At 31.5% G+C, this 23,799-nt stretch carries 26 protein-coding genes; 14 read left to right on the top strand and 12 right to left on the bottom strand.

Going from position 1 to position 23,799, the window contains the following annotated elements; genetic code table 11:
• The first annotated feature begins 125 nt into the window (after nt 1-125).
• On the top strand, nt 126-2,678 hold the full coding sequence (locus Q1A01_RS19025) for a T9SS type A sorting domain-containing protein (RefSeq protein WP_299684001.1): 2,553 nt from the start codon (nt 126-128) through the stop codon (nt 2,676-2,678).
• Nucleotides 2,679-2,779: 101 nt separating this feature from the next.
• On the opposite strand, the gene Q1A01_RS19020 is transcribed toward Q1A01_RS19025, so the two are convergent.
• From Q1A01_RS19020 to Q1A01_RS19010, 3 genes are all read right to left on the bottom strand, one after another.
• Complete coding sequence (locus tag Q1A01_RS19020) at nt 2,780-3,319, bottom strand: hypothetical protein (RefSeq protein WP_299683999.1); 540 nt, start codon at nt 3,317-3,319, stop codon at nt 2,780-2,782.
• Between the two features lie 128 nt (nt 3,320-3,447).
• Nucleotides 3,448-4,212: a hypothetical protein gene (locus tag Q1A01_RS19015; protein WP_299683997.1), complete on the bottom strand. Its 765-nt coding sequence runs from the start codon at nt 4,210-4,212 to the stop codon at nt 3,448-3,450.
• A gap of 147 nt (nt 4,213-4,359) precedes the next feature.
• Nucleotides 4,360-6,393, bottom strand: coding sequence for a tetratricopeptide repeat protein (locus tag Q1A01_RS19010; protein WP_299683995.1), 2,034 nt, complete (start codon nt 6,391-6,393; stop codon nt 4,360-4,362).
• A 351-nt stretch (nt 6,394-6,744) separates the two neighbouring features.
• Here Q1A01_RS19010 and Q1A01_RS19005 point away from each other — a divergent pair, with 351 nt between their 5' ends.
• The 3 genes from Q1A01_RS19005 to Q1A01_RS18995 are packed head-to-tail and all read left to right on the top strand — an operon-like array spanning nt 6,745 to nt 8,413.
• Nucleotides 6,745-6,879 carry a hypothetical protein gene (locus tag Q1A01_RS19005; RefSeq protein ID WP_299683993.1) on the top strand — a complete coding sequence of 45 codons (135 nt, stop codon included), beginning with the start codon at nt 6,745-6,747 and terminating at the stop codon, nt 6,877-6,879.
• A gap of 26 nt (nt 6,880-6,905) precedes the next feature.
• Nucleotides 6,906-7,142: a hypothetical protein gene (locus tag Q1A01_RS19000; protein WP_299683991.1), complete on the top strand. Its 237-nt coding sequence runs from the start codon at nt 6,906-6,908 to the stop codon at nt 7,140-7,142.
• A 29-nt stretch (nt 7,143-7,171) separates the two neighbouring features.
• The gene (locus Q1A01_RS18995) at nt 7,172-8,413 is read left to right on the top strand and encodes a sugar isomerase (protein WP_299683989.1); all 1,242 of its coding nucleotides are present in this window, start codon (nt 7,172-7,174) and stop codon (nt 8,411-8,413) included.
• A 4-nt stretch (nt 8,414-8,417) separates the two neighbouring features.
• Here the strand turns inward: Q1A01_RS18995 and Q1A01_RS18990 are convergent, their stop codons facing one another.
• The 8 genes from Q1A01_RS18990 to Q1A01_RS18955 all read right to left on the bottom strand — a co-directional run bounded on the left by Q1A01_RS18990 (nt 8,418) and on the right by Q1A01_RS18955 (nt 15,129).
• Nucleotides 8,418-8,699, bottom strand: coding sequence for a DUF427 domain-containing protein (locus tag Q1A01_RS18990; protein WP_299683986.1), 282 nt, complete (start codon nt 8,697-8,699; stop codon nt 8,418-8,420).
• A 154-nt stretch (nt 8,700-8,853) separates the two neighbouring features.
• Nucleotides 8,854-9,819 carry an L-histidine N(alpha)-methyltransferase gene (locus tag Q1A01_RS18985; protein WP_299683984.1) on the bottom strand — a complete coding sequence of 322 codons (966 nt, stop codon included), beginning with the start codon at nt 9,817-9,819 and terminating at the stop codon, nt 8,854-8,856.
• A gap of 38 nt (nt 9,820-9,857) precedes the next feature.
• Nucleotides 9,858-11,018, bottom strand: coding sequence for an ergothioneine biosynthesis protein EgtB (gene egtB / locus Q1A01_RS18980; RefSeq protein ID WP_299683982.1), 1,161 nt, complete (start codon nt 11,016-11,018; stop codon nt 9,858-9,860).
• Between the two features lie 123 nt (nt 11,019-11,141).
• The gene (locus Q1A01_RS18975) at nt 11,142-11,612 is read right to left on the bottom strand and encodes an energy transducer TonB (RefSeq protein ID WP_299683980.1); all 471 of its coding nucleotides are present in this window, start codon (nt 11,610-11,612) and stop codon (nt 11,142-11,144) included.
• Nucleotides 11,613-11,614: 2 nt separating this feature from the next.
• On the bottom strand, nt 11,615-12,022 hold the full coding sequence (locus tag Q1A01_RS18970; protein ID WP_299683978.1) for an energy transducer TonB: 408 nt from the start codon (nt 12,020-12,022) through the stop codon (nt 11,615-11,617).
• A 32-nt stretch (nt 12,023-12,054) separates the two neighbouring features.
• Nucleotides 12,055-12,879, bottom strand: a complete 825-nt coding sequence (locus tag Q1A01_RS18965; protein WP_299684113.1) for a thymidylate synthase — start codon at nt 12,877-12,879, stop codon at nt 12,055-12,057.
• A 192-nt stretch (nt 12,880-13,071) separates the two neighbouring features.
• Nucleotides 13,072-13,311, bottom strand: a complete 240-nt coding sequence (locus tag Q1A01_RS18960) for a hypothetical protein (RefSeq protein WP_299683976.1) — start codon at nt 13,309-13,311, stop codon at nt 13,072-13,074.
• A gap of 93 nt (nt 13,312-13,404) precedes the next feature.
• Nucleotides 13,405-15,129 (bottom strand): helix-turn-helix domain-containing protein, encoded by a 1,725-nt coding sequence (locus tag Q1A01_RS18955; RefSeq protein ID WP_299683974.1) that lies wholly within the window; start codon nt 15,127-15,129, stop codon nt 13,405-13,407.
• 474 nt (nt 15,130-15,603) lie between these two features.
• On the opposite strand from Q1A01_RS18955, the gene Q1A01_RS18950 reads away from it, so the two are divergent.
• The gene (locus tag Q1A01_RS18950; protein WP_299683972.1) at nt 15,604-16,224 is read left to right on the top strand and encodes a bacteriocin fulvocin C-related protein; all 621 of its coding nucleotides are present in this window, start codon (nt 15,604-15,606) and stop codon (nt 16,222-16,224) included.
• Nucleotides 16,225-16,235: 11 nt separating this feature from the next.
• The gene (locus Q1A01_RS18945) at nt 16,236-16,622 is read left to right on the top strand and encodes a DUF1573 domain-containing protein (RefSeq protein ID WP_299683970.1); all 387 of its coding nucleotides are present in this window, start codon (nt 16,236-16,238) and stop codon (nt 16,620-16,622) included.
• Between the two features lie 733 nt (nt 16,623-17,355).
• Here the strand turns inward: Q1A01_RS18945 and Q1A01_RS18940 are convergent.
• Complete coding sequence (locus tag Q1A01_RS18940) at nt 17,356-19,086, bottom strand: helix-turn-helix domain-containing protein (RefSeq protein WP_299683968.1); 1,731 nt, start codon at nt 19,084-19,086, stop codon at nt 17,356-17,358.
• A gap of 386 nt (nt 19,087-19,472) precedes the next feature.
• Between Q1A01_RS18940 and Q1A01_RS18935 the strand changes: the two genes are divergently transcribed.
• The 8 genes from Q1A01_RS18935 to Q1A01_RS18900 all read left to right on the top strand — a co-directional run bounded on the left by Q1A01_RS18935 (nt 19,473) and on the right by Q1A01_RS18900 (nt 23,707).
• On the top strand, nt 19,473-19,661 hold the full coding sequence (locus Q1A01_RS18935; protein ID WP_299683966.1) for a hypothetical protein: 189 nt from the start codon (nt 19,473-19,475) through the stop codon (nt 19,659-19,661).
• A 237-nt stretch (nt 19,662-19,898) separates the two neighbouring features.
• Nucleotides 19,899-21,626 carry a helix-turn-helix domain-containing protein gene (locus tag Q1A01_RS18930; RefSeq protein WP_299683964.1) on the top strand — a complete coding sequence of 576 codons (1,728 nt, stop codon included), beginning with the start codon at nt 19,899-19,901 and terminating at the stop codon, nt 21,624-21,626.
• Between the two features lie 175 nt (nt 21,627-21,801).
• A complete protein-coding gene (locus tag Q1A01_RS18925; protein WP_299683962.1) occupies nt 21,802-21,975 on the top strand; it encodes a class I lanthipeptide in 174 nt (57 codons plus the stop codon).
• Between the two features lie 201 nt (nt 21,976-22,176).
• On the top strand, nt 22,177-22,323 hold the full coding sequence (locus tag Q1A01_RS18920; RefSeq protein ID WP_299683960.1) for a hypothetical protein: 147 nt from the start codon (nt 22,177-22,179) through the stop codon (nt 22,321-22,323).
• Between the two features lie 138 nt (nt 22,324-22,461).
• On the top strand, nt 22,462-22,605 hold the full coding sequence (locus tag Q1A01_RS18915; RefSeq protein WP_299683958.1) for a hypothetical protein: 144 nt from the start codon (nt 22,462-22,464) through the stop codon (nt 22,603-22,605).
• A gap of 137 nt (nt 22,606-22,742) precedes the next feature.
• Nucleotides 22,743-22,892, top strand: a complete 150-nt coding sequence (locus Q1A01_RS18910) for a hypothetical protein (RefSeq protein WP_299683956.1) — start codon at nt 22,743-22,745, stop codon at nt 22,890-22,892.
• Between the two features lie 425 nt (nt 22,893-23,317).
• On the top strand, nt 23,318-23,485 hold the full coding sequence (locus tag Q1A01_RS18905; RefSeq protein ID WP_299683954.1) for a hypothetical protein: 168 nt from the start codon (nt 23,318-23,320) through the stop codon (nt 23,483-23,485).
• 66 nt (nt 23,486-23,551) lie between these two features.
• Nucleotides 23,552-23,707, top strand: a complete 156-nt coding sequence (locus Q1A01_RS18900) for a hypothetical protein (protein ID WP_299683952.1) — start codon at nt 23,552-23,554, stop codon at nt 23,705-23,707.
• The last annotated feature ends 92 nt before the right edge of the window (nt 23,708-23,799 follow it).

Genomic DNA, 23,799 nt, shown 5'->3' with positions numbered 1-23,799 from the left:
TATTAAAACCATTGAACGTTCCTAAAATACCACTCGTCTATAGTTGCTGATTGCTTAACGAATTTTATAAAATAGCGGGTCTCTTCGGTCTACATTTGTTCCTATAAAACAAAAAGACCCGAGCCATGAAGAGATTATTACTTACAACATTTGCACTTGCAACTTTTGCAATACAAGCACAAGACGTTCCTTTTAATTGTGATTATAACGCTTACTTGTTTCAATACAATGATGTATATGCAATTGATCTCGCATCGGGAAATTCATACCTAGCTGCAGAAAACATTACAGAAGGAAATATTAATGCCGCTGCTCATAATAGCACAGATGGTTTTATATGGGGTTCATTAAGTTCACCTTCAAAAACTATCGTACGTATTGGAAAGAATTTTACAACGACTACTTTTTATGTGCCTGAATTGCCAACGAGTAATAGATATATTGGTGATATTAGTTTAGACGGTGTGTATTATCTCAAGTCTGGCGGCACCACCTATTACAAAATAGATGTACATCCAGAATCTGCTAATTATGGAGGGTACATAGCTACAGAAACATTGTCGCAGGGAATTAGTATTCACGATTGGGCATTTAATGCAGTAGATGGAAATTTATATGCTGTAGAAAAGAATACAAATATTTTATATCGTATAGACCCTTCTAATGGTGTAGTACAATCACTGGGCGAAGTGCCTATTCTATCTGGACTGAATTATACCTATGGAGCTGTTTATTTTGATGCTTCAGGACGTTTTTATGTGTCTGCAAATCAGACAGGAGCGATCTATGTAATTCATAGCGTGCAAAATTTAGATGGAACCAATGCAATGGATTCAAACTTATTTGCTTTTGGGCCTTCAAGTTCGAGTAATGATGGCGCTCGTTGTTGTACGGCTCCTGTACTACAAGAAATATGTGATAATGGAATAGATGATGATGGTGATGGTCTCACAGACTGTGAAGATCCTTCGTGTTCTGGATATGGTGAATGTGAAGTGATAGTACCACCAACATCTAGTGCCAATAATGGAGGATTGGAGAGTAATAATAGACTTTCTGATGCAATTAATAAGCGTAATTATAACAGAGCTAAAATTGGATATGAATTTAGTAAAGAAATGGCTCCAAGAGTAGAAAAAACAACTGCTTACGGACAAAGAAATGCAGATGCATCTATTGTATTACAGGATTTTATTCCGCTAGAAACTATTAATGAAGAGTATGTTGTAGCATCTACTCCAGAAGATCTTATAGCGATTACAAATGCAACAGAAGTATACGCTGTAGATTATATAAAACAAGAGACACCAGTAGCATCAATCCTAGCCTTAAAAACAGAAAATGGGGTATATGAGCATACAAAATATATCTGTGATCGTTTATTAGGTAGAGAGTTGATTTCTGTATCAACCATAGATATTAATGAACAAACATTTATAAAATCATTGATCAAAAACCCTGATGGTACGGTAGAATTTGTATTAAGCCTTTCGGCGAAAGTAATATCAAATGAATCTGAATTTGCCGTAGAGAGTCATTGGAATCTCGATCAGTATGAAGAAAATATAACGTATTACAATTTTCAAATATGGTCAAACTCTATAGATGATCTATATCTATTAGGAGAAGAAGTATTAAATCTGCTTAATGTAGAGAAGCCTATTACTGAATATAATAACTCAACACCACCTACGGTATTTGTGAGAAAAGGAGCTTATGTAAATGGAGCATTAGATTTAGAAATTATTAATACCAATCAAACGGAAGAAATCACCTTTGATGCTGGTATTCGTACTACAGAAACTAGTGAAGTTACGACCATGACAGATGTAATAGATCTACAAGGCGATTATATTACAAATGTTACAATAGAAACTGGAAACTTATTTGATATTGGATTTAGAATCGGTGATGGGATCGCTACACCAGATGACTTATTTATGTCTGATGGACCATGGGGAATAGATGATAGTCAAGAAGGAACAACAGTACAAGAGTATATCGTGAGCCCAAATACAGAAGTGTTTGAAACAGATCAGTTTCCGGTAGAAAGAAATGTACATCTAGAAGCAAGTACCAATACCTATGTTGCTGCTTATAGAGCTCTAACGCCTCGATTCCAAGCAGTAGATGTATCTGAATATAGCAGTTTTGCATTAGAAGCAAGAGGAACAGGAAATTTAGAAATCACATTTGTAAGACAGAGTATAGATACGTGGGAAGATCAATACAGACAAACCATAGCATTAACAGATGATTTTCAAGAGTTTGTAGTACCCCTAGATAATGCATCTTTAAATGATGTAGTGACCATCGTATTTACAATGATTTCAGAAAGCGGTTCTTTAGAAACGAAAGAAATGGATCTTCAGCAACTTCGCTTTTCAAATGAATCTGTATTGGCAGTAGATGCCTTTGAAACAGAAAGTACAACCTTAAGGAATTATCCAAACCCTTTTACAAGTAGTACAACAATACAATTACCACAAATGGCGAGCAACATAAAAATAGAAGTATATGATATGTTGGGGAGAGTGGTAGATCAAAAGGATATACAGCCCCATTCAAGTAACCAAGCTATCTCGTATAGTGCACCACAACTGGTTACGGGGATGTATGTCTATAGAATTACAGACGATCAACAACGTACTTATACTGGACGATTTATGATTAAATAGTGAATAGTGATTAGTTTTTAATTGATTTTATGGTGAGAAAAAGTCTCCGTGGGGTAGGGCCCGTGGGGACTTTTTTGTTCATTTAATTCAAAATGATTTATTTATTTAAATCCTCTAAATACTCCATCAGTATCTGCTGCGTTTAAGAATTCTTCAAAATCCATATTAAAAAGCGAAAGATTGTTTTCGACGCTCCACATTTGAGAAGGGATTACTCTAAAACTTTCTCCTGGGTGATCATACAAGTCAATGCATAAAATGGGATGTTCATTGTGGTTTACAGTAGTACTATCAATCATAAAAATATATAGGTGAGCATAACTTTTATTTTTATGTAATAACCGTTTCTTTTTCAACCCTTCAAATTTAGTATCACTTAAAAACTCAACATTTGGTTTGAAACCAAGTTCCTTACCAGATTGAGTGATTAAACCACAAATTTTGTCCCATTGCTTGTCATTAGAAAAATCAGTTCTTAGAACAAGCACTTCTTTTGTGTCTGGTAGATGTATGATAGTATCATTAGATTTGGTCATTTCATTTTTAGAGGCTGTTTTGTTAGATTGATTATTGGCATCATTATGTGATTTGCATGAACAAAAACAAACAGTAACTATTAAAAATAAAATAACTCTCTTCATGATGACTACTACTATATTTTTGTGTTAGGTAAACTACGTTATTAAACGTGTCTAATTTATTGAATGCATACTCAGTATAAAAACTTTAAAAGCAGTAAGAAATTGATAGTTATAGTTTTGAATATACTTTAATCAAGACTCCACCATAATATACTTGTTATAATAAAAATAACAGCAACAAAAATAATTCCAGTACTTCTTTTAATGTTAAAAACTTTTAAGGTTTTAGGTTGATTTAAAAAGTATACGATTCCAAATAAAACTACAAAGCGTAAAACGATACTTAAGATAGTAGGTCTTGGAATTAAAGTGTCTAGTATTGTAGAAAGTCCACCAGTATTCCCCATTGAATATTTGTATGAAATTATTCCAGAATAAATAGTTGAAAATGCAAAGTGCGTTTGGAGTCCAACGATTAAATACCATCCATATTTTTTACTTTTCCATAATCCATAAATGCCTATTGGAAACAGTATATAGGGTAATAAATATTCTATATGGCCTAGATCCCAATTTGCAATATCTATAAAGAAGTGTAAGATTGATCTAATGTTATTAAATAAGTAATATAGATAGGATACACTCAAAAAAATACAAAGGGAAAGTATGGTTTTTGGAAGCGTATCTTTTTCTGTAGGAATTAGGAATTTACCATAACTGATTGCTTTGTTTTTGAGTTCAGTTTTTTCCTTTTCTTTTTCTAATTTTAGTTCATTAGTTTTTTGAATTCTTTGTTCGAATTGAGCTATTGTATCTGCACTAATAGCCCTCGTATTAAATTCTTTTTTGGCAGCATCTAATGCTTCCGGTTTGTAACTGCCTTCTTTATAATAAATAATCTCGTAAAGCTCAAAATCTGATCTTTCAGATATTACAGTGTTAAATTCACTCATTCTATAATTTCTAATTAGTATATAAAGTTACTTTTTCTATCGTTAAGATCCTTAAAAAGAGTTTATACACAAAAACTAAAAGAGGCTCCTATTCACAAACGAATAGGAACCTCTTTTTAAAATACTCTTATTTAAAAGGAGAAAAATTTATTTCTTAATGCTAAACAAAGGCTTCTTTGTAAGCTGCCATCTTAATTTGATGCCTATTTCAGTAAATTCAAAACCTGCAGCAGTTTCTGAGGCGATAGTACTGTATTTTCCGTAGCCACCTACTTGAAAACGTCCAGTGAGATCATAGGTCAATTTCGCTTCAGCTCTAAAAAGACTGGTGGCGCTATTGTTTTCTATAAACTGATATCCGCCTGCAACATTGGCACTATACGTCCAGTTGTTCTTTTTCCCCTGAAGGTCTAAAAATGCTTCTAACGCCTGGTATTTTGAAGGGCTAAAATATAAAGTAGGCACTTGGTTTTTAAAACTTAAGAATTGGTAATTAATACCTCCTTTAAGTGCAGGACGTTTTGTGAATGTATAATACAGCGAAGTAAATAATAAATTACGAGTATTTCCATCGGTTTGCGAAGTGTAGGTATATCCTGTGTACCAGCCTAAATTAAAGTTGGTCCCCATATTGTAATTCAGCGTATAGTTATTCATAAAGATTTTCTCATCAATAAGAGAGGCATTAAAGTTTTGTAACTCTCTGCTGTATCCAACTTTTAGATACTGTAAGGGTAATGGTCTTGACGTTATAAATAAGGAACCATTTACATCAGTATACTCATTAGAAGGAGCATTGGCTTTTACAAAACCTAAAGTGCTTTCTACCCAAGTATTATTGCGTAAACGATAATGTGCACCCAGACCCAGTGTCGTATTGTATGCCATTTGCTGGCTTACCGTATTTTCTGTAGTTCTATATCCATATTGAGCAAATGTTTTAAATCGCTCAGAAAAAGGAATAGTTACACGGGCCATTATAGCATACGCTTCATTATTTCCATTATCTACCGTATATGATGTATTTGTATGTACTACTGGAGAAAGGGTGTTTTCAATAGTTTTGATCAATCCTTTTGCATCTTTTTGATTTGGATAAAATTGTAATGTCTTTTGTGCATACATGTAAGCTTTGGTAAGATTTCCTTGTGCTCTATACGCATTTGCAATACCAAGATTTCCATCAAAAGATGTCGAATCTTTAGCAAGCATCTTTTCATAGGTAACAATGCTCTTTTTAAAGTTTCCAGTATACATTCCATAAGTAGCCAGTAAGCTAGCTGTTTTTGTGTTTTCTGGAAATGTTTCTGATAATTGTGTGATAGCTATTCTTGCTTCTGCATAGTTGCCATTCCATAATAAGGCTTGTATATATCGCTCTTTAGCGATTACTATTTTTGTGCTATCTGTAGTTTTAACCGCTATTGTAACTGCATTTTTTGCTAAGGATAACGCTTCTTTTTCTTTATGATTAGTATGAGCAACAAGTGAACGCCCAATATAAGATGCCACCGAGTCTGTCATGGCTGTATATACCGTAGTTGCTTTCTCATATTCTTTTTGTAAAAGATAGATATTTGCTAACAAGCTTTGAGAATCTTTATCTGTTGGAAAATCTACCATGTTTTCATTTAAAAGAGTGATAGCTAAACCAAAAGCCTCTTCTTGCATATGTGCAGAAGCTTTTCCTAAACGGATATACTTACGAGAATTCATAGCATTAGCATTGCCAGGTTGTACCTCTAAAGCTTTGTTTACATAGATCAATGCTTTGTCATAGGTTTTTAAATTTGAAAGCGTATTGGCATATCCTAATAATGCAGAAAAGCTGTCAGGCTCTTCTGTAAGTAATGCTTTATAAAATGTAGCAGCTTCTTGATAGTCATTATTCCAAAGTAAGGCTTCTGCATAATTTAAAGCTACTTCAAAATCTGTAGGGTAGTCTGATTTTAACGAAGTAAACCATGCTTTTGCTTCTTGTGTTTTGCCGTGTAATCCTATTGCACGTCCATAACATAAACGGGCTGTCTTGTTAGAAGGATATTCTTGTAATACTGCTTCAAAAAAATGTTCGGCTTTTTGATATTGACCCGTTTCTAAATAGGTGAAACCTGTTTTCATCTCTTGTGAGTGACCGTATATTCCTATACATAATAACACTATTGTAAGTACTAATTTCATGGTGATTGTTTTACAATAGCAAGGTACGTTTGAGTTACTCTGATACAATCTACAGATACGTACGTTTCGTCGAAGGTAAATGGTATTTGGCGGTCAGACGCTAGCTGTAAACGTCAATTGGTCAGCTACTTGTTGTTTATGTTGGCCTCTAAAGTATACGTTGTAAGACATTGTTTTCTATAGTATTGTATATGTTGTATATACGCTTTCGCGAAAGCGTACCCAGTATCCTAGTTCTATCTAAAAAGTAAGATTCTTACCATTGAACTACAGAGAATGACCACTCGCCGAAAAACAGCTCGGCAGTTGACGTTGATATTCCATATTTGCATCAACTTTAACACACAGACTATGGAATTTACAGTAATAAAAAATCAAACGTGTCTTAAAGTAGTACACAAAAATAGCGGTCAAAATAACCAACTTAATACATTACAAGTGGTATATAAACGTCAAGAAAAACCAGTGTATTACTTATATCAATAAATAAGTAACCCCAAAATAACATCACCATGAAACTCACTATTAAAGAAAAAAATACCGTGCATTATTTAAAAGGTATTTGCGAAGAAAGTCAATTAAAAAAGCTCAAGTGTTATATCCTTGAAAAGCTTCAAGAAGGCGGTACTGTAATGATCAATTTAGATGAACTAGAAGATGCAGATCATAAGGTTGTTTATATGATACAGCGTCTTAAAAAAGTATTGACCAATCGAAGACAATTACAGTATAGCAAACTTGCTTCTTAAAACACAAACGCACCACTAAAATCAACCTTATGTTAGCCCTTACCAAACAACTTAAACGCCAAATTACACCAGAGCAATTCTTTATGATCAGTGTGTTTTTAGTAAACGGCGGAAATTATCTATATAATTTAGTATTAGGGCGAGTGTTAGGTCCTAAAGCATTTTCTGATGCTGCCATACTGATTACACTATTATTAGTGTTGTCTTTTATTGCGATGACTTTTCAACTTGCAGTAGCAAAGTTTACGGTCATTTTTGAATCGGCAGTTCTTTCTCGTTTTATAAAAATGTGTTATACCTATGCAGTGTCTTTTGCATTAGTGCTAGGTACTGGAGTTGTCTGGTTTGCCAAGGATTTACAAACCATATTCCAAACAGAATCGCATAGTATGTTTGTGATTTTCGGAATTGCTATTCCAGTGTATTTTATCATGAGTGTGCGTAGAGGAGAGCTTCAAGGAAGTAAAGATTTTATCAATCTTTCTATTACGTATCAGTTAGAAATGTTTACACGATTAGCCCTTACCTTTTTGTTAATTAGTATGTTTCAGATAAGTTCATCTATAGCAGTAGCGATAGGGATTGGGGTGTCATTTCTTGCAGGTATTTTTCCGCTTAAAAAGAAACAAGGTAACGCGTATCCTACAATTCAACTGTCTGCCAAAGACAAGAAATCTATTCTCAACTTTTTTATACTTACTGGCTGTTATGAGCTTACTCAGATTATCTGTAATAATAGCGACATCTTATTAGTGAAGCATTATTTTCCTGCTCAAGAAGCGGGATTGTACGCCTCATTAGCATTAATAGGTCGCGTGGTATATTTTGTAACATGGATGTTTGTGATGTTATTGTTGCCTACCGTTGTAGATAAAAAGAAAAAAGGAGAAGACACAAAACCAGTACTTCTTAAATACACAGGATATATCATTGTATTAGCATGCGCGATCGTAGCATTTACATTCTTATTTCCTGTATTTTCAGTTCAGCTATTATTCGGAGAAGCTTACATCTCTATAGCTCCTTTATTAGGGTGGTATGCACTTGCCACTTCCTTTTTTGCGGTGTCTAATATTTTTGCGTATTACTTTTTATCATTAGATCATTATATCCCTGTTCTTATTGCAGCACTTATGGGAGGTTTACAAATTGTGCTAATTGTGTTTTTTCATCATGATCTATTTCAAGTAGTGCTTATGCAAGTACTAGCTATGGGGTTATTACTTGTATTACAAGTAAGTTACTTTTTGCTAAAAAAGAATGGATTGTAATAGACTATTCTACCACTTGAACTCCTTTCCAAAAGGCAACATGGTTTTTGATACTGGTAGCCAGTTCACTTACTTCTGGATAGAACCAAGCAGCGTCTGCATTTTGTTTCCCGTTTACATCTAAGGTGTAATAATGTGCTTGTCCTTTCCATGGACATACAGAATGGGTGTCACTTGAGGTATAAAATTCTTTTTTGATACTGTCGTGTGGGAAATAATGATTTCCTTCTATAACAATAGTATTGTTGCTTTCTGCGATAATAGTATCGTTCCAAATGGCTTTCATAGTAATTTATATTTCTGCGGAGGCAGAAATCTTATCTGCGTTTCGCAATTATTAATTTAAATTTATTTTTTTGCTTTCGCGAAATCGAGCTCGCGAGACCTGACTGCCTGCAGGTTCAGGACTAAAAGGAAGGGCATAGCGTTAAGACAAAATACTATTTCTTTTTAAATAGATAGTTTTTGTAAAACCCTTTACTATCTGTAAATTGATTTGCAATTTGTAATCCTGCTTCATCTGCAAGCCAACTTACCACAGCATCATCATATTTCTGGCTAATTTCGGTATGTATGGTTTCCCAAGCTTTGAAACTTACATTGAGTTCCAATTTATTAATACGTACTTCTTGCTCTTTTTTACTTACTAAGTAACTCTTTGCAGTACCTGTTTCTGGGTCATATACTTCCCAATGTAAAAACTCATCTACATCAAAATTAGCCCCTAATTCTTTATTAATTCTATGGAGTACATTTTTATTGAATGCAGCAGTGATTCCTTCTTTATCATTATAAGCATCTAGTATAGTTTGCGGATTTTTCTTTTGATCAAACCCCATAAACACTAAATCATTAGGATTCATACCTTCTTGGATATTTTCTAAAAACTCAATAGCTTTTGGGTGTAGTAAATTCCCAATATTAGATCCTAAGACCATAATCACTTTTTTGCGTGTATTGTAGGATGCTAGATCATCTAAGACTTCAAAATAAGTACCTTGTTGCGGTTGGATATCTATTCCTGGAATTTCTTTTTCAACGCTTTCTTTTAAGCCGTCTAATACATTTTGACTTATGTCTATAGGTAAGTATGAAAAATCAATATTTTGTTCGGTTAAATACTGTAATAAGACTTTAGTTTTTTTTCCATCTCCTGCACCTAGTTCAATAAGATCAAATCCGTTTTCTGCCTGAAAAGATGCACTTATGGCTTCTTTTTGAGAAGAGATAATTTCAAACTCACTATTGGTGAGATAATACGTAGGCATTGCCATGATATCTTGAAAAAGCTTATCCCCTTTTTTATCATAAAAGTATTTTGATGATAATGATTTTGGGAAAGAAGTAAGTCCTTTAACAACGTCTTCTTCAAAGGTAGAAGTATATGTGATTGTTTTTGTAGTCATATGATTCGTTGGTCGTAATAGCTGATGTGATCTTTCAATTATTTAGCAAGACGGAGGCCTGTAAATTGCCAGCGTAATCCCGTCTGAAAGAAATTGCGATAAGTGGGTCGTGTATGGTGAGTTGGTGTAGCAACAGAACCTCCTCGTAATACTTTTTGATTTACCATAAACTTACCATTATATTCTCCTAAAGCGCCTGGCTCTTTTGCATATCTGGGATACGGCAGGTAGGCACTTTCTGTCCATTCCCAGCGTTGTCCCCAATTGAATTGTGATTGGGCAACTTCCCATTCAAACTCAGTTGGAAGACGCATTTCTTTCCATTGTGCATAGGCAAATGCTTCATAATAGGAGATATGTGCTAAAGGAGCTTCCATATTTATTTTTTGAAGTCCTTTAAAGGTGTATTGATGCCATTTATTATCGATAAGATGCCAATATAATGGGGCTATAATTTTTTGTGTTTGTACCCAATCCCAACCTTCTGCATGCCATAATAAGGTCTGTTTATAGCCTCCTGCATTTATAAACTTTAGATACTCGCCATTAGTAACTAGCTTGTTAGAAATCTCAAAGTCATGAAGATATACTTTATGCCTTCCTAGTTCATTATCATAGCAGAAATCAGTGCCTTGATGTCCAATTTCATAAATACCTTCGGTTATAGAAATCCACTCTTGGGATTGTGATTCTATACTGTTTTCAGAAAAATGGCCATCATATACAGGCATTAAAGGATTGTTGCCTAAAATGTATTTGATATCTGTAAGTAATAACTCTTGATGTTGTTTTTCATGGTGAATTCCAATGGTCAACAGTTTTACGATCTCATCATTGGTATTTTCTTCAAGTAGTTCTATTAATGCTTCGGTGACATAGTTGCGATATGCATATACTTGGGCAACCGTAGGTCTTGATAAATTACCACGATCTGTGCGTACTACACGTTTACCAACACTTTCATAGTAGCTGTTAAATACAAAAGCAAAGTCATCACTAAAGATGGTGTATCCTGGCTTGTGGTGTTTTAATATAAATTCTTCAAAAAACCATGTGGTGTGTCCTAAATGCCATTTAGGAGGAGATACATCTACAATAGGTTGTACGACGTAATCTTCAGTTTGTAAAGGGGTACAGATGGTTTCTGTATGCGCTCTAGTTTCTTTAAAAAAGTCGAGGAGGGTTTGAGTTGTTATCATAGCAAAAGAGTGACCATCTATAGGTCACTCTCAAAGTTACTAATTTTATACGCTTTCGCGAAAGCGAACACACGTTAAGACATCGTTAAAGTGTTTTCTAGGGTAATTATTCTTTTCTAGTTGTTATTTTGTTTCAAATGAAATAGGTAAGGAATATAAGACGCTTACATCTTTTCCTTTTTGTTGTCCAGGTTTCATTTGAGGAATTTTTTTCATTACTCTGATGACTTCTTTTTCGAAATCTTTTTCTGATTTTTCTTTTGGGGCTCGGACTTTTACATTTGTCACATAGCCTTCTTTATTTATTTTAAAAACAACATAAAGATAATGTTTACCAGGTTCAAGACCCTTTGATACTTTTTTTATATCAAAGTTTGAACTCACAATAGCAGAGATGTTATAAGAAAGACATTCCTTAAGTTTTTTATTATCGTCTCCAAAACATCCTGGATATACAGGTACTTTTTCAACGACAGCAAAAGGGATATCCTTTGGTGTTGTCTCTTCTGTTATTTCAATAATTTCTACGTCTTCTTGTGCAACTAATATGCTTGTAGACGTTAGAAAGCATAATGCAATAATAAAGCATCTCATTTTTAGAACGTAAACGGAAGCTTGTATTTACGTACTTCTGGAGTTCCTCCGGAATGTCCAGGTTTTACATCAGGCATAGACATGATTTTGCGCTTGATCTCTGCTTGTAACTCCTTAGATCCACCTTCCATTCCTTTGATTTCTGGGCGTCCTTTTGTATTGATAATCATATCAACTACAACACGAGTACCTTTTTTATGTCCTGCAGGAAATTTAAAACCACGTACTACGTGATTTGCCAATTTTTGTCTAAAACAATTGTTCTTTTGGTTAATAGAACCATCACATCCCGGCCATGTAGGTGGTACTTCACTAATGGTAAGTGTGGTGGTACGTTTCATAGAGACACCTTCTTGTGCAAAAGACACAGTGCTTACTAATACGAAAAGAACTAGGGCTAATTTCTTCATTTTTTTGATTTGCTTTTAGTTTATATTGTAGTTTAAACTGCGACCGCTCCTTTAATATGAGGGTGCGGATCGTAGTTTTCTAAAGTAAAGTCATCAAATTTGAAGCCAAAAATGTCTTTTACCTCAGGATTTATTTTTAAAGTGGGTAAAGTACGTAATTCTCGGGACAATTGTAGCTCTACTTGCTCGAAGTGATTACTGTAAATATGCGCATCACCAAAAGTGTGTATAAAGTCTCCTGCTTCATACCCACAAACTTGTGCCATCATCATGGTAAGTAAGGCGTAACTAGCGATATTAAAAGGAACACCTAAGAAAATATCGGCAGAGCGTTGGTAGAGTTGGCAGCTTAATTTTCCATTTGCAACATAAAATTGAAAAAATGCATGACAAGGAGGAAGCGCTGCTTTTCCATTGGCTACATTTTCAGAAAATGATTTTGAAGTATCTGGAAGTACACCAGGATTCCATGCACTTACAAGCATACGTCTGCTATTTGGATTGGTTTTAAGTGTTTCTATAATCTCTGCGATTTGATCGATTTCTTCTCCATTCCAACTACGCCATTGGTGACCATATACGGGACCTAAATCGCCATTTTCATCAGCCCATTCATTCCAGATACGCACCCCATTTTCTTGAAGGTATTTTACATTGGTATCACCATTCAAAAACCATAGGAGTTCATAAATGATAGACTTTAGATGGAGCTTTTTTGTGGTGACCATGGGAAAGCCTTCAGAGAGATCAAAACGCATTTGATATCCAAAAACGCTCTTGGTTCCTGTTCCTGTGCGATCTCCTTTTTCATTTCCGTTTTCAAGCACATGGCGTATGAGGTCGTGATATTGCTTCATATGAATTGCCCGTGAAGACGGGTAACTTTTTATCCCTGTAAAACAGGTTCGGTTTATTTGTTTTTCTAGTATACGCTTTCGCGAAAGCATATAAAATACCTTCACAAAAAGTGCTCTAAAATAAAAACACCTTCCGAGCTATACAACGGAAGGTGCTTGTAGTTATTATAAGTTGTTAACTAGAAATATAATTTAGCAACCCATACCCGAAATAGGGTCGCCACCACCATTATTTTCGCATGTAGGGCCACAGGTGTAATAAAGAGTTTCAGGACAGGTTAATGATGTTGTAATACAGATCGGATCTTCTGGATTATTCGTTTTTGCTGTAACACAAACATTTGTAGTTTCTCCTCCTTGTATATATCCCAAATTATTTAATTTTGAAATTACTAATTTGTTTAAGTCTAATTTTTTAATTTGTTTTTTCATAAGATTTATTTTTACTGTAAGCAAATCTATCTTTTATGTTTGTTATGAATATTAGAAAAATGTCTCAATTAGTCGAGATTCCCGAAATTTCGACTAATTAGTAGCCTGTTTCTCTAGGTTTCTAATGAAGTATGATGGTTTTATTCCTGTTTTCTTTTTGAAAGCACTAGCAAAAGATTCTGAAGTATTAAAACCTGCTTCTTCACTAATACTTTTAATAGTATACCGTCTTAGTATGCTATTGTCATTCAATTCATTCAAAATGTAATCGATTTTAAGATCATTGATGTAATTACTAAAAGACTTACTTTTATGTTTATTAATAATTTTAGATAAATACTTTGTATTGGTATTACATTTTTTTGCTAACGAAGTGATGTTAATATCTGAGTGTAAAAACTCCTTTTCTTTTTCAAACAATATTAATTTTTCTAATACCGAACTTATGATGTTCTCATCAATATCTAATTTCTTTCTAATGGTTACATTAGCGGAAGTGTTGATTTTTGTTTGAGAGGTGTTTAATTTTAAAATGATAGTTTCAAAATCCTTTTTTTGTTTTTTTCGCTTGTTATATTGAATAATAAAAAGGAAGAGCAAAATAGAAATAAGAATAACTAAATAATAAGCTTGTGCACTTAAAAAACTTGTTTTCTTTTTTAGTTTTTTAATTAGTACTTCTTTATTTTTTAATAACTCAGGGGTGTCAAATTCAGAGTGTAATTTAGTTACTGTGCTTAATTTTTTTGAAGATATAGTGGCGTTAAATTGTAATAATTTATTAGTTATATCAAGCTGGTTTTTATAATCTTTTCTTTTTTTATAATACGTAATTTGAAATTCAAAAGCTTCTTTTATTGATGGTAATAAAATATTTGATTCGGTCACATGAAATATTATATTTTTAAAATATTTTTTTGCATTTTCCTCATCACCGTATTGACTAAGTTGGATTTTTCCTAGGTATAATTGTGATAGTAAATAATATTGGATATAATCTGTAGATTCTCTTTGAGGTGAATTTATAATAAATTCACCTTTTGATAAAAGTTTCTCAGATTTGAGATACTGTTTTTTATAATAAAGATTAATACCTTCATTTACAGTTAAAATATTTTCATGAAATAGAGATTTTCTTTTTGCTAAATCTATAATGTTATGATAATAATAAGAGGCTGAATCATATTTCTTATTATTTCTAAATGACTCAGCTAGATTAATAATGCTAACTATATTTCCAATGGTATCTTTTATTTTTCTATTACTCTCATAAACAAAACATCGTTTATATATAGCTAGCGCTTCTTTATGTGCTCCAATTCTTTCTTTTACTTTTGCTATGTTGTTAAGAATAATATATTCATAATGAGGGATATTATGTTTTTCAGAAATACGTAATGCCTTGATGTAATGACTAAGTGCAATCTCATTTAAATAATTATCGTAATAAACACCACCCATATTAACAAATACGGGAAGAAGATTTTTATTGTTCAAATGTTTGCTTTCTGAGGCTATTCGTTCAATTAAATCAAGTTTTTTATTATTATCTGTTTCATATGCCGATAGATAATTTAAAGAAATAATTTTTCTTATAGTATCATTTTTTAAAGTAGCTTTTTTTAGAAATGTATTTAAATACTTTACAGATAATATAGTGTCCTTGTAATTTTTTCGAGCTTGAAGTAATAAATATTTATATGATTTATTTTGTAATGAATCAGGAATAATAAATTCTTTTTCTTGTCCAATAACGTTTGGTGAAAAGTAAATTACCAGAAAAATTGTAAAAAAAAGATTTAATATATATCTAGGCATTATTATGTAACTTTAAAAAGGGAGTATATAATATACGTGTCTTTAATAAATCACGTAAATAGAATGTTTAGCATTGTTTTTTGAGCAAATTAAAGTAAAGTAATTAATTATCATTATAAATTCTACTAAAATTAGACTGATTCATACAAAGCTTTGATAGCATCTATTTTCTAATAATTTTTTTGGTCTTAAACTTCCGTGAATATCGATTCGAAATTCCGTGAATATCGATTATTCTTTCTTGTTTTCTCTTTTAAAAACAACAACTTTTGACTTGTATAATTTTAATTTTAAGCAGGTTAAAAGATTTTTTTTGGGATTAACCATCCTCCTTAAATAAAGGGAGTGGAATATGAATAGACTAAAAGGCCACTTGATAAAAATAGTATTGTCAATTATTATAACATTTAATAAGAGAAGTTCTAATATGTACTTCTCTAAAAATTCAAAATTATTATGAAATATATATCAAGAATGAAATTTCTAGTTGTTTTAAGTATTATGATACTCATCTCTAGTTGTAGTGAAGAAGCTATAGAAGAATCTAGTCTTACTACAGTAGATAGTGATTTTAAAGTAGAACAGATTCTAGAAATGCCTGCAAATGGAGATCAAAAACTAGCGTATAGTCTTCTAGATAAAAATCAAAAATTACTACTTTGGAATAAAAAAATTAATCAAGTATTAATAAGTGATAAATTAATTTTAGATGATGAACAAAGTAATCTTTTAAATGAATTATTACATAAAATAAATAATAACGTAGATCTCTTTGGTGAAGATACAAATGAATATTCGGATTATTTTAAATACGTATATGTTCCAGATTTCATAAAAAGGTCAGAACAAATATTTACTAATGATCAAATCCTTTCCATATTCTCTAATTTCTCATCTATAGATGTTAATATGAATCAACAATATAAAATTGAAGATGCTCCTATAGGAGAAAAGGAATGTAATTGTAATGAATCTTCGTCTATTAGTTGTTCATTTAATACAGTAGATTGTGTTAAAGGGGGATGTAAAGAAACAATAGCTTCTTGTGGGTTTTTAGGATTTTTTGAATGTAATGGTAGATGTAACTTCTTTTAAATTCTAAATAAATGAAAAGCTTATATATACTACCAATTATATTTTTGTTTTTTGTAGGATGTAATCAAAAAGGAAAATCTGATTTGGCAGCTATTGAAGTAATTGGAAAAGAATATAACTTCGGCGAGATAAAGTATGATGACACGCTTACACATACATTTAAAATTAAAAATGTGTCTAATAATTACTATTTAATTGATAAAGTAGGTGTGAGTTGTGGATGTACTTCTGCAATATTTACTGAAAATCCTGTAATTAAAAATGAGTATGCTCAAGTTGAGGTAGGCTATATAGCATCTAAAGATGATATAGGATTAGTTGAAAAATCTATTGTTGTTTCTGATAATAGTGAAAAAGGATTTCAAATCTTATATTTAAAAGGAACTGTTGTTAAGTAGTTGTTTTTTAAATTTTAATAATCATTATAAAGTAGACCTTGAATAATAACTTTACTTTATTCAGGGTCTATATATATTATTAATGACACATTATCTGCTTAAATAGCATCACTCACTACAAGGTATAATACCTCTATACTTTTGTCAAAAAAGATAAGGTGAAAACCCTAAAATTTTATTAGTAAAATGAAGTATTTGAATACTACTTTGTTGACTTGTTCTGAAAAGCATTATTTATTGTAGACTTTTTTATTTTGAATTGTTTATTATGCTTTCGCGAAAGCATATAAAATACCCTCACAAAGTGTGCTCTAAAATAAAAACACCTTCCGTTGTATAGCTCGGAAGGTGTTTGTAGTTATTATAAGTTGTTAACGTCATCTGTTTATTACAAACGTATCATAATTTGAATAGGATTTTAATTAAGTTTGTTTAAACTCATCTTATTTCTTGAAAAATAAAAAGTTTAAAATCAGTTAATTATTAGCATATTTCTTTAGTTAATTTACATCTAGGGTCATTTCTGACTTCTGATTTTAATGTGTTACACCCAACACTCCCTCCAAATACAGAGTCAGTATTTGTTAGTTTTGATATGATTAATTTATTCAAAAGAAGGTTTTTTTTAATTTTTCTCATAAGTACTATATTGTTTATTAATTGAATTGAAATCTACTCTATATATAGTTATACGAGGTTAATTTGCGTCAAGTTTTAGTCTAAATTCTAAGAATTACGAGTCATTAGATAGTTCTTTTTTTAGATTTCTAATGTAATACGAAGGTCTAATCCCTGTCTTGTTTTTAAAGGCTCTTGAAAAGGATTCTGCGGTATTAAATCCAGCTTCTTCACTTATTGTTTTAATGGTATACTTCTGTAGTGTAGTATTTTCCCTTAATTCCTTTAGGATGTAATCAATTCTGAGATAGTTAATATAATTTACAAAAGATTTGTCTTTGTAAACATGAATAATTTTAGGTAAATACTTTGTGTTAGTACCACATTTTTTTGCAAGAATAGCTAGTGTGATATCCTTTTGCAAGAATCCTTTTTGCTTTTCAAATTGATCTAGTTTCTGTAAAATGGTAGTAATAGTGATTTCATTAATGCCTTCTAGAAGGAGATTTGAAGTATCAGAGGCATCATGATTAGAATTGCTTTTGGTGTCTTGATTGTCTAACTCTGAAATGATACTATTAAATTGATTTCTATACTTTTTATGCTTATTGTATTGTAAAATAAATAAGATGATAAGAAATAAAATAAAAATGATCAAATAGACTATCTGGATACTATTAGTTGTTTCTTTTTGTTTTAGTTGTTGAATTAATGCTTCTTTGTTTTTCAAAAGTTGTGGCGTATCAAATTCAGAGTAAAGCATATCAACAGTATTTATTTTTCGAGAAGAGATTGTCGCTCTAAGTTTAGATAATTTAATAACTGCGTCAAGCTGTTTTTTTAGATCTTCTTTTTTCTCATAATATCTAATAAGGTATTCGTATGCTTCTATAGTATTTGGTATGATTACTTCTGTTTCTGATGCTAATGAATCTACTTTAATAAAGTTTGCTTTTGCTTTTTCTTCATCGTTATATAAGGCAAGTTGTATTTTCCCTAAATATAAAATGGCTAGTATATGATGCTTTTGACTTCCTACAGAAAAGTCCATTTGAGAATACCCTTTTAATAATAACTTTTCTGCTTCTACATATTTTTTTTTGTAAAAGAGATTAATGCCCTCATTAATGGTTGCCAAATTTCCATAAGAAGGAGACTCCTTATAAGCCCTATCAATGATAGCATGATAATAATAGGAAGCAGAATCGTGCATTTTATTATGACGCATAGACTCCGCAATATTTATTGTGGTTCCTATAATTGCAATCGTATCTCTTTTTGACATTTCATAGGCATAGCATTTTTTATAGAGCGGTAACGCTTCTTTGTGTTTGCCTACGTCTTCTTTTATTTTGGCAATGTTGTTTAGTATAGCAGACTCTACTCTTTTGCTATTGTAGTCTTGAGCAATTTTTAATGCTTTAAGGTAATAGGTAACGGCTGTTTCATAATCAAAATAGTCATGATAAGCGGTACCTGCATATATGTATGTAGAAACAAGGTCTTCATCACTTATGTCTTGAATGTCAAGTAATGCATTATTAATAAGATTAAGTTTTGCTTCTTTATTTTTTGTGTAGTATGAAAGATTAATGTGTCCATTTAATTTATCTAGATTACTACCTCCATCTATTGCTTTTGCTAAATAGGTGTTGAAATATGTTAGAGAAGCAATAGTATCTGTTGGATTCTCTAGTACTTTATTATATAAATAATCATAGGTCTTACCTGAAAGTGAATCGGGAATATGATGTGTATTTTCCTCTTGAGCAATTGCTGTAAGTAAAGTAAAGAGCGTAATTAAGAAGTAAATATAACTTCGTCGACACCTTAATAAATAGGTCATTAACACATGTTTTTTGAAAAAAAGTCAATTTATTTCAAACGAAATAACGCTTTAACATGACCATAAGAACCTGTCTATTCTTCCTTCTTTAATTACCTGTTTTAGAGTTTTTTAAAATTTTCTTTTTCTTTTTCGAATTCTTAGAATTACGACTTTGAATTCTCAGAATCACGATTGTCTTCTCTTGGGTTTTATGTGATAATCTTTAATATTTGAACTGTTCATCATAACATAATTATTAAAAATAGTACTGTACAGTGTAGATAATTTTAATAATGTGTGTTTTAATAAACACACTCTAACAATTCTGTTTTTGAAGAAAGTAGACATATACTTGAATGTCTTAAAATGATCAAGAATTGAAATAATACAAAAAACAAACAATTATGTTAAAATCAATTTCAAATTTAGGAAAAGAGCTAAGTAAAACAGAAAAGAAACAAATTAATGGAGGTTTTGGAGATGTTTTCTTTGATAGCTGTAGTGGTATCGAAATTAGATTCGAGTGTCTTAGTAACCCAACTTGCGGATGGAATGGGACCTCTTGTTATACAAAAACTCCTCACATAATTTAATATAGCTAGATAAACAAGATAGATCACTAGTGGTCTATCTTGTTTATTCTCTGATGAATCACATACATTATTATTATGAGTAAAATATGAAATTTAGTATCTGTGGCGCGATACTAAGTTTTTTTTTGCTTTCGCGAAAGCGTATAATTCCTTAACTAAAATAAGTTAATCCCTATATTTCAAGGGTATATCTTAAAATGAATTCTTATTTTTATGTTCCTCAACCGACTTAAAAATATGATGTATTTCCCCTCACGATATAATGTATATCTAAAAAGTGTTCCCGTACTTATTATTTTGTTTTTTAGTGTACACTATCAAACATTTGCTCAGCGACAAAACATACCTAATGATCTAAGACTAGAAACAACAGATCAACTTACATCTAATATTTTAGAATTGCCTCAGGAGGAGTCGGCTATATTTGAAAAAGAACTTTTAAGAAGGCTTGAGAGTAATGATGATAGAGTTGTATTATATGAAGAGCTGAGTCGAGCGCTTTCAAAACAAGGAAATCATAAGAGGTCTGTGGCATATGTTAAGGAAGCAATTACGTATGCACAGTTTATAAAGAATAAAGAAAAACTTGTTGATTTATATACATTACTTGGGAATTCAGAATTAATCGCTTGGCATAATCAAGAGGCCCTTGATGCTTACTACAAAGCACTAGAAATTGCTAAGAAACAGGGTAATATTGATCATCAAGTAGTGATTATAAATCCAAACATTGCTATTGTTAGGCGTAGAATGAGGCAGTTAGACAAAGCTTTAGAGGCTTGTAATGAAGCGCTCGCTAGTATAGCTAATACAACCTATTATGATAAAAAAGACCATGTAAACTTACTTACTATAATTTCAGACGTTCATTTAGAAATACAGCAATCAGAAACTCGCTTAGATTTACATCAATATGACACTGTTTTAAAATATGTAAACCAAGGACTCTCTATGAGTAATCAATTAGATTATAAGTTAGGTCTCGTAGATTTATATACAAAAAAAGGAACCGTTTATTTTTATAAAAAAGAATATACAGCATCATTAGAATATTTAAAAACGGCTGACCGTATTCTTAAAGAAAGCAACATAAAGTATAAAACCTACATTAATAATATTAATTATTTTTTAGCAAGCTGTTATGTAGAAAAAAAAGAATACAAAAATGCAATAGAGAAATTACAGTTAATTATAGACTTGAAAGAAGAAGAGGATAAAAATCATTCTAAATTAATCAAAACCTATAAGTTAATGGCAACTTCTTATGAAGGTCTTGATGATCATAAAAGTTCTTCTTATTGGTATAGTAGGTACAGTAAATTAAATGAAAAGTATCAGAAGGATAAGGATAAGGTTGTAAATACAATTTATGAGAAAGATACAGGTCTTTTAGGACAAGAGATTGCAGCTCAAAAAAGAAATGCTATTTATTTTTTATGCCTTCTTATTGCTGTTTCTGGAATCTGCATCCTTATTTTATATATATATAAGAAGAAGCAACGTGCAAGCAAACAGTCTTTTGATAAATTACTCAAAAAGGTAAACCAATTAGAAAAATCTTCTAAAGAATCTTTAAAACCAAAGGAGAAAACTCGAGAAGTAGTTATTGATGATGAAAAAGTAAGAGCTGTTCTTAAAGGTCTTAAACGTCTGGAGGAACAAGAGTTCTTTTTAAGTACAGATTGTAGTTTACGATCTATGGCTAAGAAAGTAAAAACAAATGCAACCTATCTATCTAAAATTATAAATACGCATAAGGGGCTTAGTTATAATGATTATATTAATAATCTTCGAATAGATTATGCAGTAAATCGTATTAAAAGTGACAAAAAATTTCGTTCTTTTTCTATTAAATCTATTGCTACAGAACTAGGATATAAAAGCGATTATTCATTTGCCAAGCACTTTAAATCTAAAACAGGAATTAACCCATCTTATTATATAAAAAGGATAGAAAATATTTAGAATCAATATGTTAGTTATATTTTTTTTGAATTATAGAACCCTATTTTAAACAATTTAGGGGTTGTATATTATGTTTCTATAGAGATTGCAATTACATTTAAGGAGTGCTTAAAAAGAATATTTTAAAATTTTAAGTACGTTAATTATTATTAATTATTGCAAAAAATATACTCAAATGAAGAAACAGGTAAAAAAGGGGATAAACCTTCAAAAACTTACAATTGCCAGAATACAAACTAGCGAGATGAACCATATTAATGGAGGTGATTGCATACCTACGAGTCACTGTTATGGAGACGAAGATGGATGGTCAGATTGGTATTGTGGTCCTACAGTTGATATTCCATAGAATATATTATACATTACAAAACGCCATCAGAAATGATGGCGTTTTTTTTGCCCTATTTTGTTTGATATAAGGCAGTGTTTTTTTGTATATCATTGACTATTAAGTATTTTAATTTACAATTCAAAAACAGATTGTATTTGATTTTAAAAAGGGAATACCGAAAACCTTAAATAGAGTAGGTCTTTATTAAACCATAATAACATGAAGAAGTCATTAAAAGAATTAACACTCAACAAAGAAACTATCAGTAATCTTGAACTAAATAAAATTGAAGGAGGACACTCTGCTTGTTGTCCTACATATGGAGCTTTAAATAGCTGCCCACCTCCAGGAGCACACTGTTTATAAGAAAAGTATAGTTAGTTTAGAGGAATTATACTTTGAAAGCTGTCTTGTAGGCAGCTTTTTATTCTTTAAACACCTTACGATAAAGGGGAAGCCGAAAACCTTAGACAGAGTAGGTACTTTATTATATAAAATTAACTCATGAAGAATTCATTGAAAGAATTGACATTAAGTAAGGAGGTTATTAGTAATCTAGATTTAAATAAAATAGAAGGAGGAGGATCGCATTGCTGTCCAACAGGACCAAATTTTAGTTGCCCTCCTCCAGGAGCACAATGCTACTAATAAATGTATAGTTAGTTGAGAGGAACTATATTTTTAAAAACGGTCTCTTATAGGCAGTTTGTTCCTTAAAATACTTTAACCATAAGGGGAAACCGAAAACCTTAAATAGAGTAGGTCTTTATTAAATCAAAGTAGTCATGAAAAAGTCATTAAAAGAATTAACACTCAACAAAGAAGTAATCAGTAATCTTGAATTAAATAAAATAGATGGAGGAGGAGCAACACATTGTTGTCCTACAGACGGTCCTTTAAATACATGTCCTCCAGCTGGAGCACAATGCTACTAGCATAAAGAACTAAATGTAATGTATATAGTTTAAGGGCCTAATACATTATAAAAGCTATCTGAAAGGATAGCTTTTTTTATTCTTGTTCTTTCATAAAATTAAAAGTTTAAAGAGGAAGAATTCATCGAGTGTTTCGTGAGTTTGACGCAATGTTTATTTACTACAAGGGGTTTTATGCTCATATACACTTACAATGATTATATAATACCAGAAATAATAGCTTTTAAAGAAATTTAAAATAAACGATTCTCTAAATAGTTGGTTTTTAACACCTTATTTTGTTTGATATGAGGTGCTAAATGTTGTAACACATTGATTAACAGCATACTTTTATCATGAATCAAATAAGGTTAATCATGTTGTTGATTTTAGGGAAATGTTGAAAACCTACACTAGAGTAAGCTCATTATAAACGAATATATATCATGAAAAAGTCATTAAAAAAATTATCACTAAACAAAGAAGTAATTAGTGGTTTCGAATTAAATAAAATTGAAGGAGGGGGTTCCTGCAATTGTAATGGAAATAATGGAAATGGGCCAACACAAGGACCACTTTTTAGCTGTCCGCCTCCAGGAGTACAATGTTACTAAAATTTACAATAAGGGGATGCCGAAAACCTTTCTAGAGTAGGCGTTTATTAACTAATATATAATATCATGAAAAAATCATTGAAAGAATTATCACTTAGTAAAGAAGTGATTAGCAGTTTAGAATTAAATAAAATTGAAGGACAAGGAACTTGTGGTTGTGGACCAGGAAGTAATGAAGGAACTTTAATTAGTATACCACCTCCAGGTATGCAGTGCTTCTAGTATATACGGTATAATATGTCTAGTCCTAACTAATCGATACAGATTATTAATGGATTAAATTTATTAATTAAAGCTGAACAATGATATCATTG

The organism is uncultured Dokdonia sp., assembly GCF_947492815.1.
Classification (GTDB): domain Bacteria; phylum Bacteroidota; class Bacteroidia; order Flavobacteriales; family Flavobacteriaceae; genus Dokdonia.
The sequence above is the reverse complement of the archived record's forward strand: the minus strand, read 5'-3'. Positions and strand labels throughout refer to the sequence as shown.

What these genes read in the sequence shown, in the direction of transcription:
- Q1A01_RS19025 (WP_299684001.1), top strand. Translation starts at nt 126, where the DNA reads ATGAAGAGATTATTACTTACAACATTTGCACTTGCAACTTTTGCAATA.
- Q1A01_RS19020 (WP_299683999.1), bottom strand. Translation starts at nt 3,319, where the DNA reads ATGAAGAGAGTTATTTTATTTTTAATAGTTACTGTTTGTTTTTGTTCA.
- Q1A01_RS19015 (WP_299683997.1), bottom strand. Translation starts at nt 4,212, where the DNA reads ATGAGTGAATTTAACACTGTAATATCTGAAAGATCAGATTTTGAGCTT.
- Q1A01_RS19010 (WP_299683995.1), bottom strand. Translation starts at nt 6,393, where the DNA reads ATGAAATTAGTACTTACAATAGTGTTATTATGTATAGGAATATACGGT.
- Q1A01_RS19005 (WP_299683993.1), top strand. Translation starts at nt 6,745, where the DNA reads ATGGAATTTACAGTAATAAAAAATCAAACGTGTCTTAAAGTAGTACAC.
- Q1A01_RS19000 (WP_299683991.1), top strand. Translation starts at nt 6,906, where the DNA reads ATGAAACTCACTATTAAAGAAAAAAATACCGTGCATTATTTAAAAGGT.
- Q1A01_RS18995 (WP_299683989.1), top strand. Translation starts at nt 7,172, where the DNA reads ATGTTAGCCCTTACCAAACAACTTAAACGCCAAATTACACCAGAGCAA.
- Q1A01_RS18990 (WP_299683986.1), bottom strand. Translation starts at nt 8,699, where the DNA reads ATGAAAGCCATTTGGAACGATACTATTATCGCAGAAAGCAACAATACT.
- Q1A01_RS18985 (WP_299683984.1), bottom strand. Translation starts at nt 9,819, where the DNA reads ATGACTACAAAAACAATCACATATACTTCTACCTTTGAAGAAGACGTT.
- egtB (WP_299683982.1), bottom strand. Translation starts at nt 11,018, where the DNA reads ATGATAACAACTCAAACCCTCCTCGACTTTTTTAAAGAAACTAGAGCG.
- Q1A01_RS18975 (WP_299683980.1), bottom strand. Translation starts at nt 11,612, where the DNA reads ATGAGATGCTTTATTATTGCATTATGCTTTCTAACGTCTACAAGCATA.
- Q1A01_RS18970 (WP_299683978.1), bottom strand. Translation starts at nt 12,022, where the DNA reads ATGAAGAAATTAGCCCTAGTTCTTTTCGTATTAGTAAGCACTGTGTCT.
- Q1A01_RS18965 (WP_299684113.1), bottom strand. Translation starts at nt 12,879, where the DNA reads ATGAAGCAATATCACGACCTCATACGCCATGTGCTTGAAAACGGAAAT.
- Q1A01_RS18960 (WP_299683976.1), bottom strand. Translation starts at nt 13,311, where the DNA reads ATGAAAAAACAAATTAAAAAATTAGACTTAAACAAATTAGTAATTTCA.
- Q1A01_RS18955 (WP_299683974.1), bottom strand. Translation starts at nt 15,129, where the DNA reads ATGCCTAGATATATATTAAATCTTTTTTTTACAATTTTTCTGGTAATT.
- Q1A01_RS18950 (WP_299683972.1), top strand. Translation starts at nt 15,604, where the DNA reads ATGAAATTTCTAGTTGTTTTAAGTATTATGATACTCATCTCTAGTTGT.
- Q1A01_RS18945 (WP_299683970.1), top strand. Translation starts at nt 16,236, where the DNA reads ATGAAAAGCTTATATATACTACCAATTATATTTTTGTTTTTTGTAGGA.
- Q1A01_RS18940 (WP_299683968.1), bottom strand. Translation starts at nt 19,086, where the DNA reads ATGACCTATTTATTAAGGTGTCGACGAAGTTATATTTACTTCTTAATT.
- Q1A01_RS18935 (WP_299683966.1), top strand. Translation starts at nt 19,473, where the DNA reads ATGTTAAAATCAATTTCAAATTTAGGAAAAGAGCTAAGTAAAACAGAA.
- Q1A01_RS18930 (WP_299683964.1), top strand. Translation starts at nt 19,899, where the DNA reads ATGATGTATTTCCCCTCACGATATAATGTATATCTAAAAAGTGTTCCC.
- Q1A01_RS18925 (WP_299683962.1), top strand. Translation starts at nt 21,802, where the DNA reads ATGAAGAAACAGGTAAAAAAGGGGATAAACCTTCAAAAACTTACAATT.
- Q1A01_RS18920 (WP_299683960.1), top strand. Translation starts at nt 22,177, where the DNA reads ATGAAGAAGTCATTAAAAGAATTAACACTCAACAAAGAAACTATCAGT.
- Q1A01_RS18915 (WP_299683958.1), top strand. Translation starts at nt 22,462, where the DNA reads ATGAAGAATTCATTGAAAGAATTGACATTAAGTAAGGAGGTTATTAGT.
- Q1A01_RS18910 (WP_299683956.1), top strand. Translation starts at nt 22,743, where the DNA reads ATGAAAAAGTCATTAAAAGAATTAACACTCAACAAAGAAGTAATCAGT.
- Q1A01_RS18905 (WP_299683954.1), top strand. Translation starts at nt 23,318, where the DNA reads ATGAAAAAGTCATTAAAAAAATTATCACTAAACAAAGAAGTAATTAGT.
- Q1A01_RS18900 (WP_299683952.1), top strand. Translation starts at nt 23,552, where the DNA reads ATGAAAAAATCATTGAAAGAATTATCACTTAGTAAAGAAGTGATTAGC.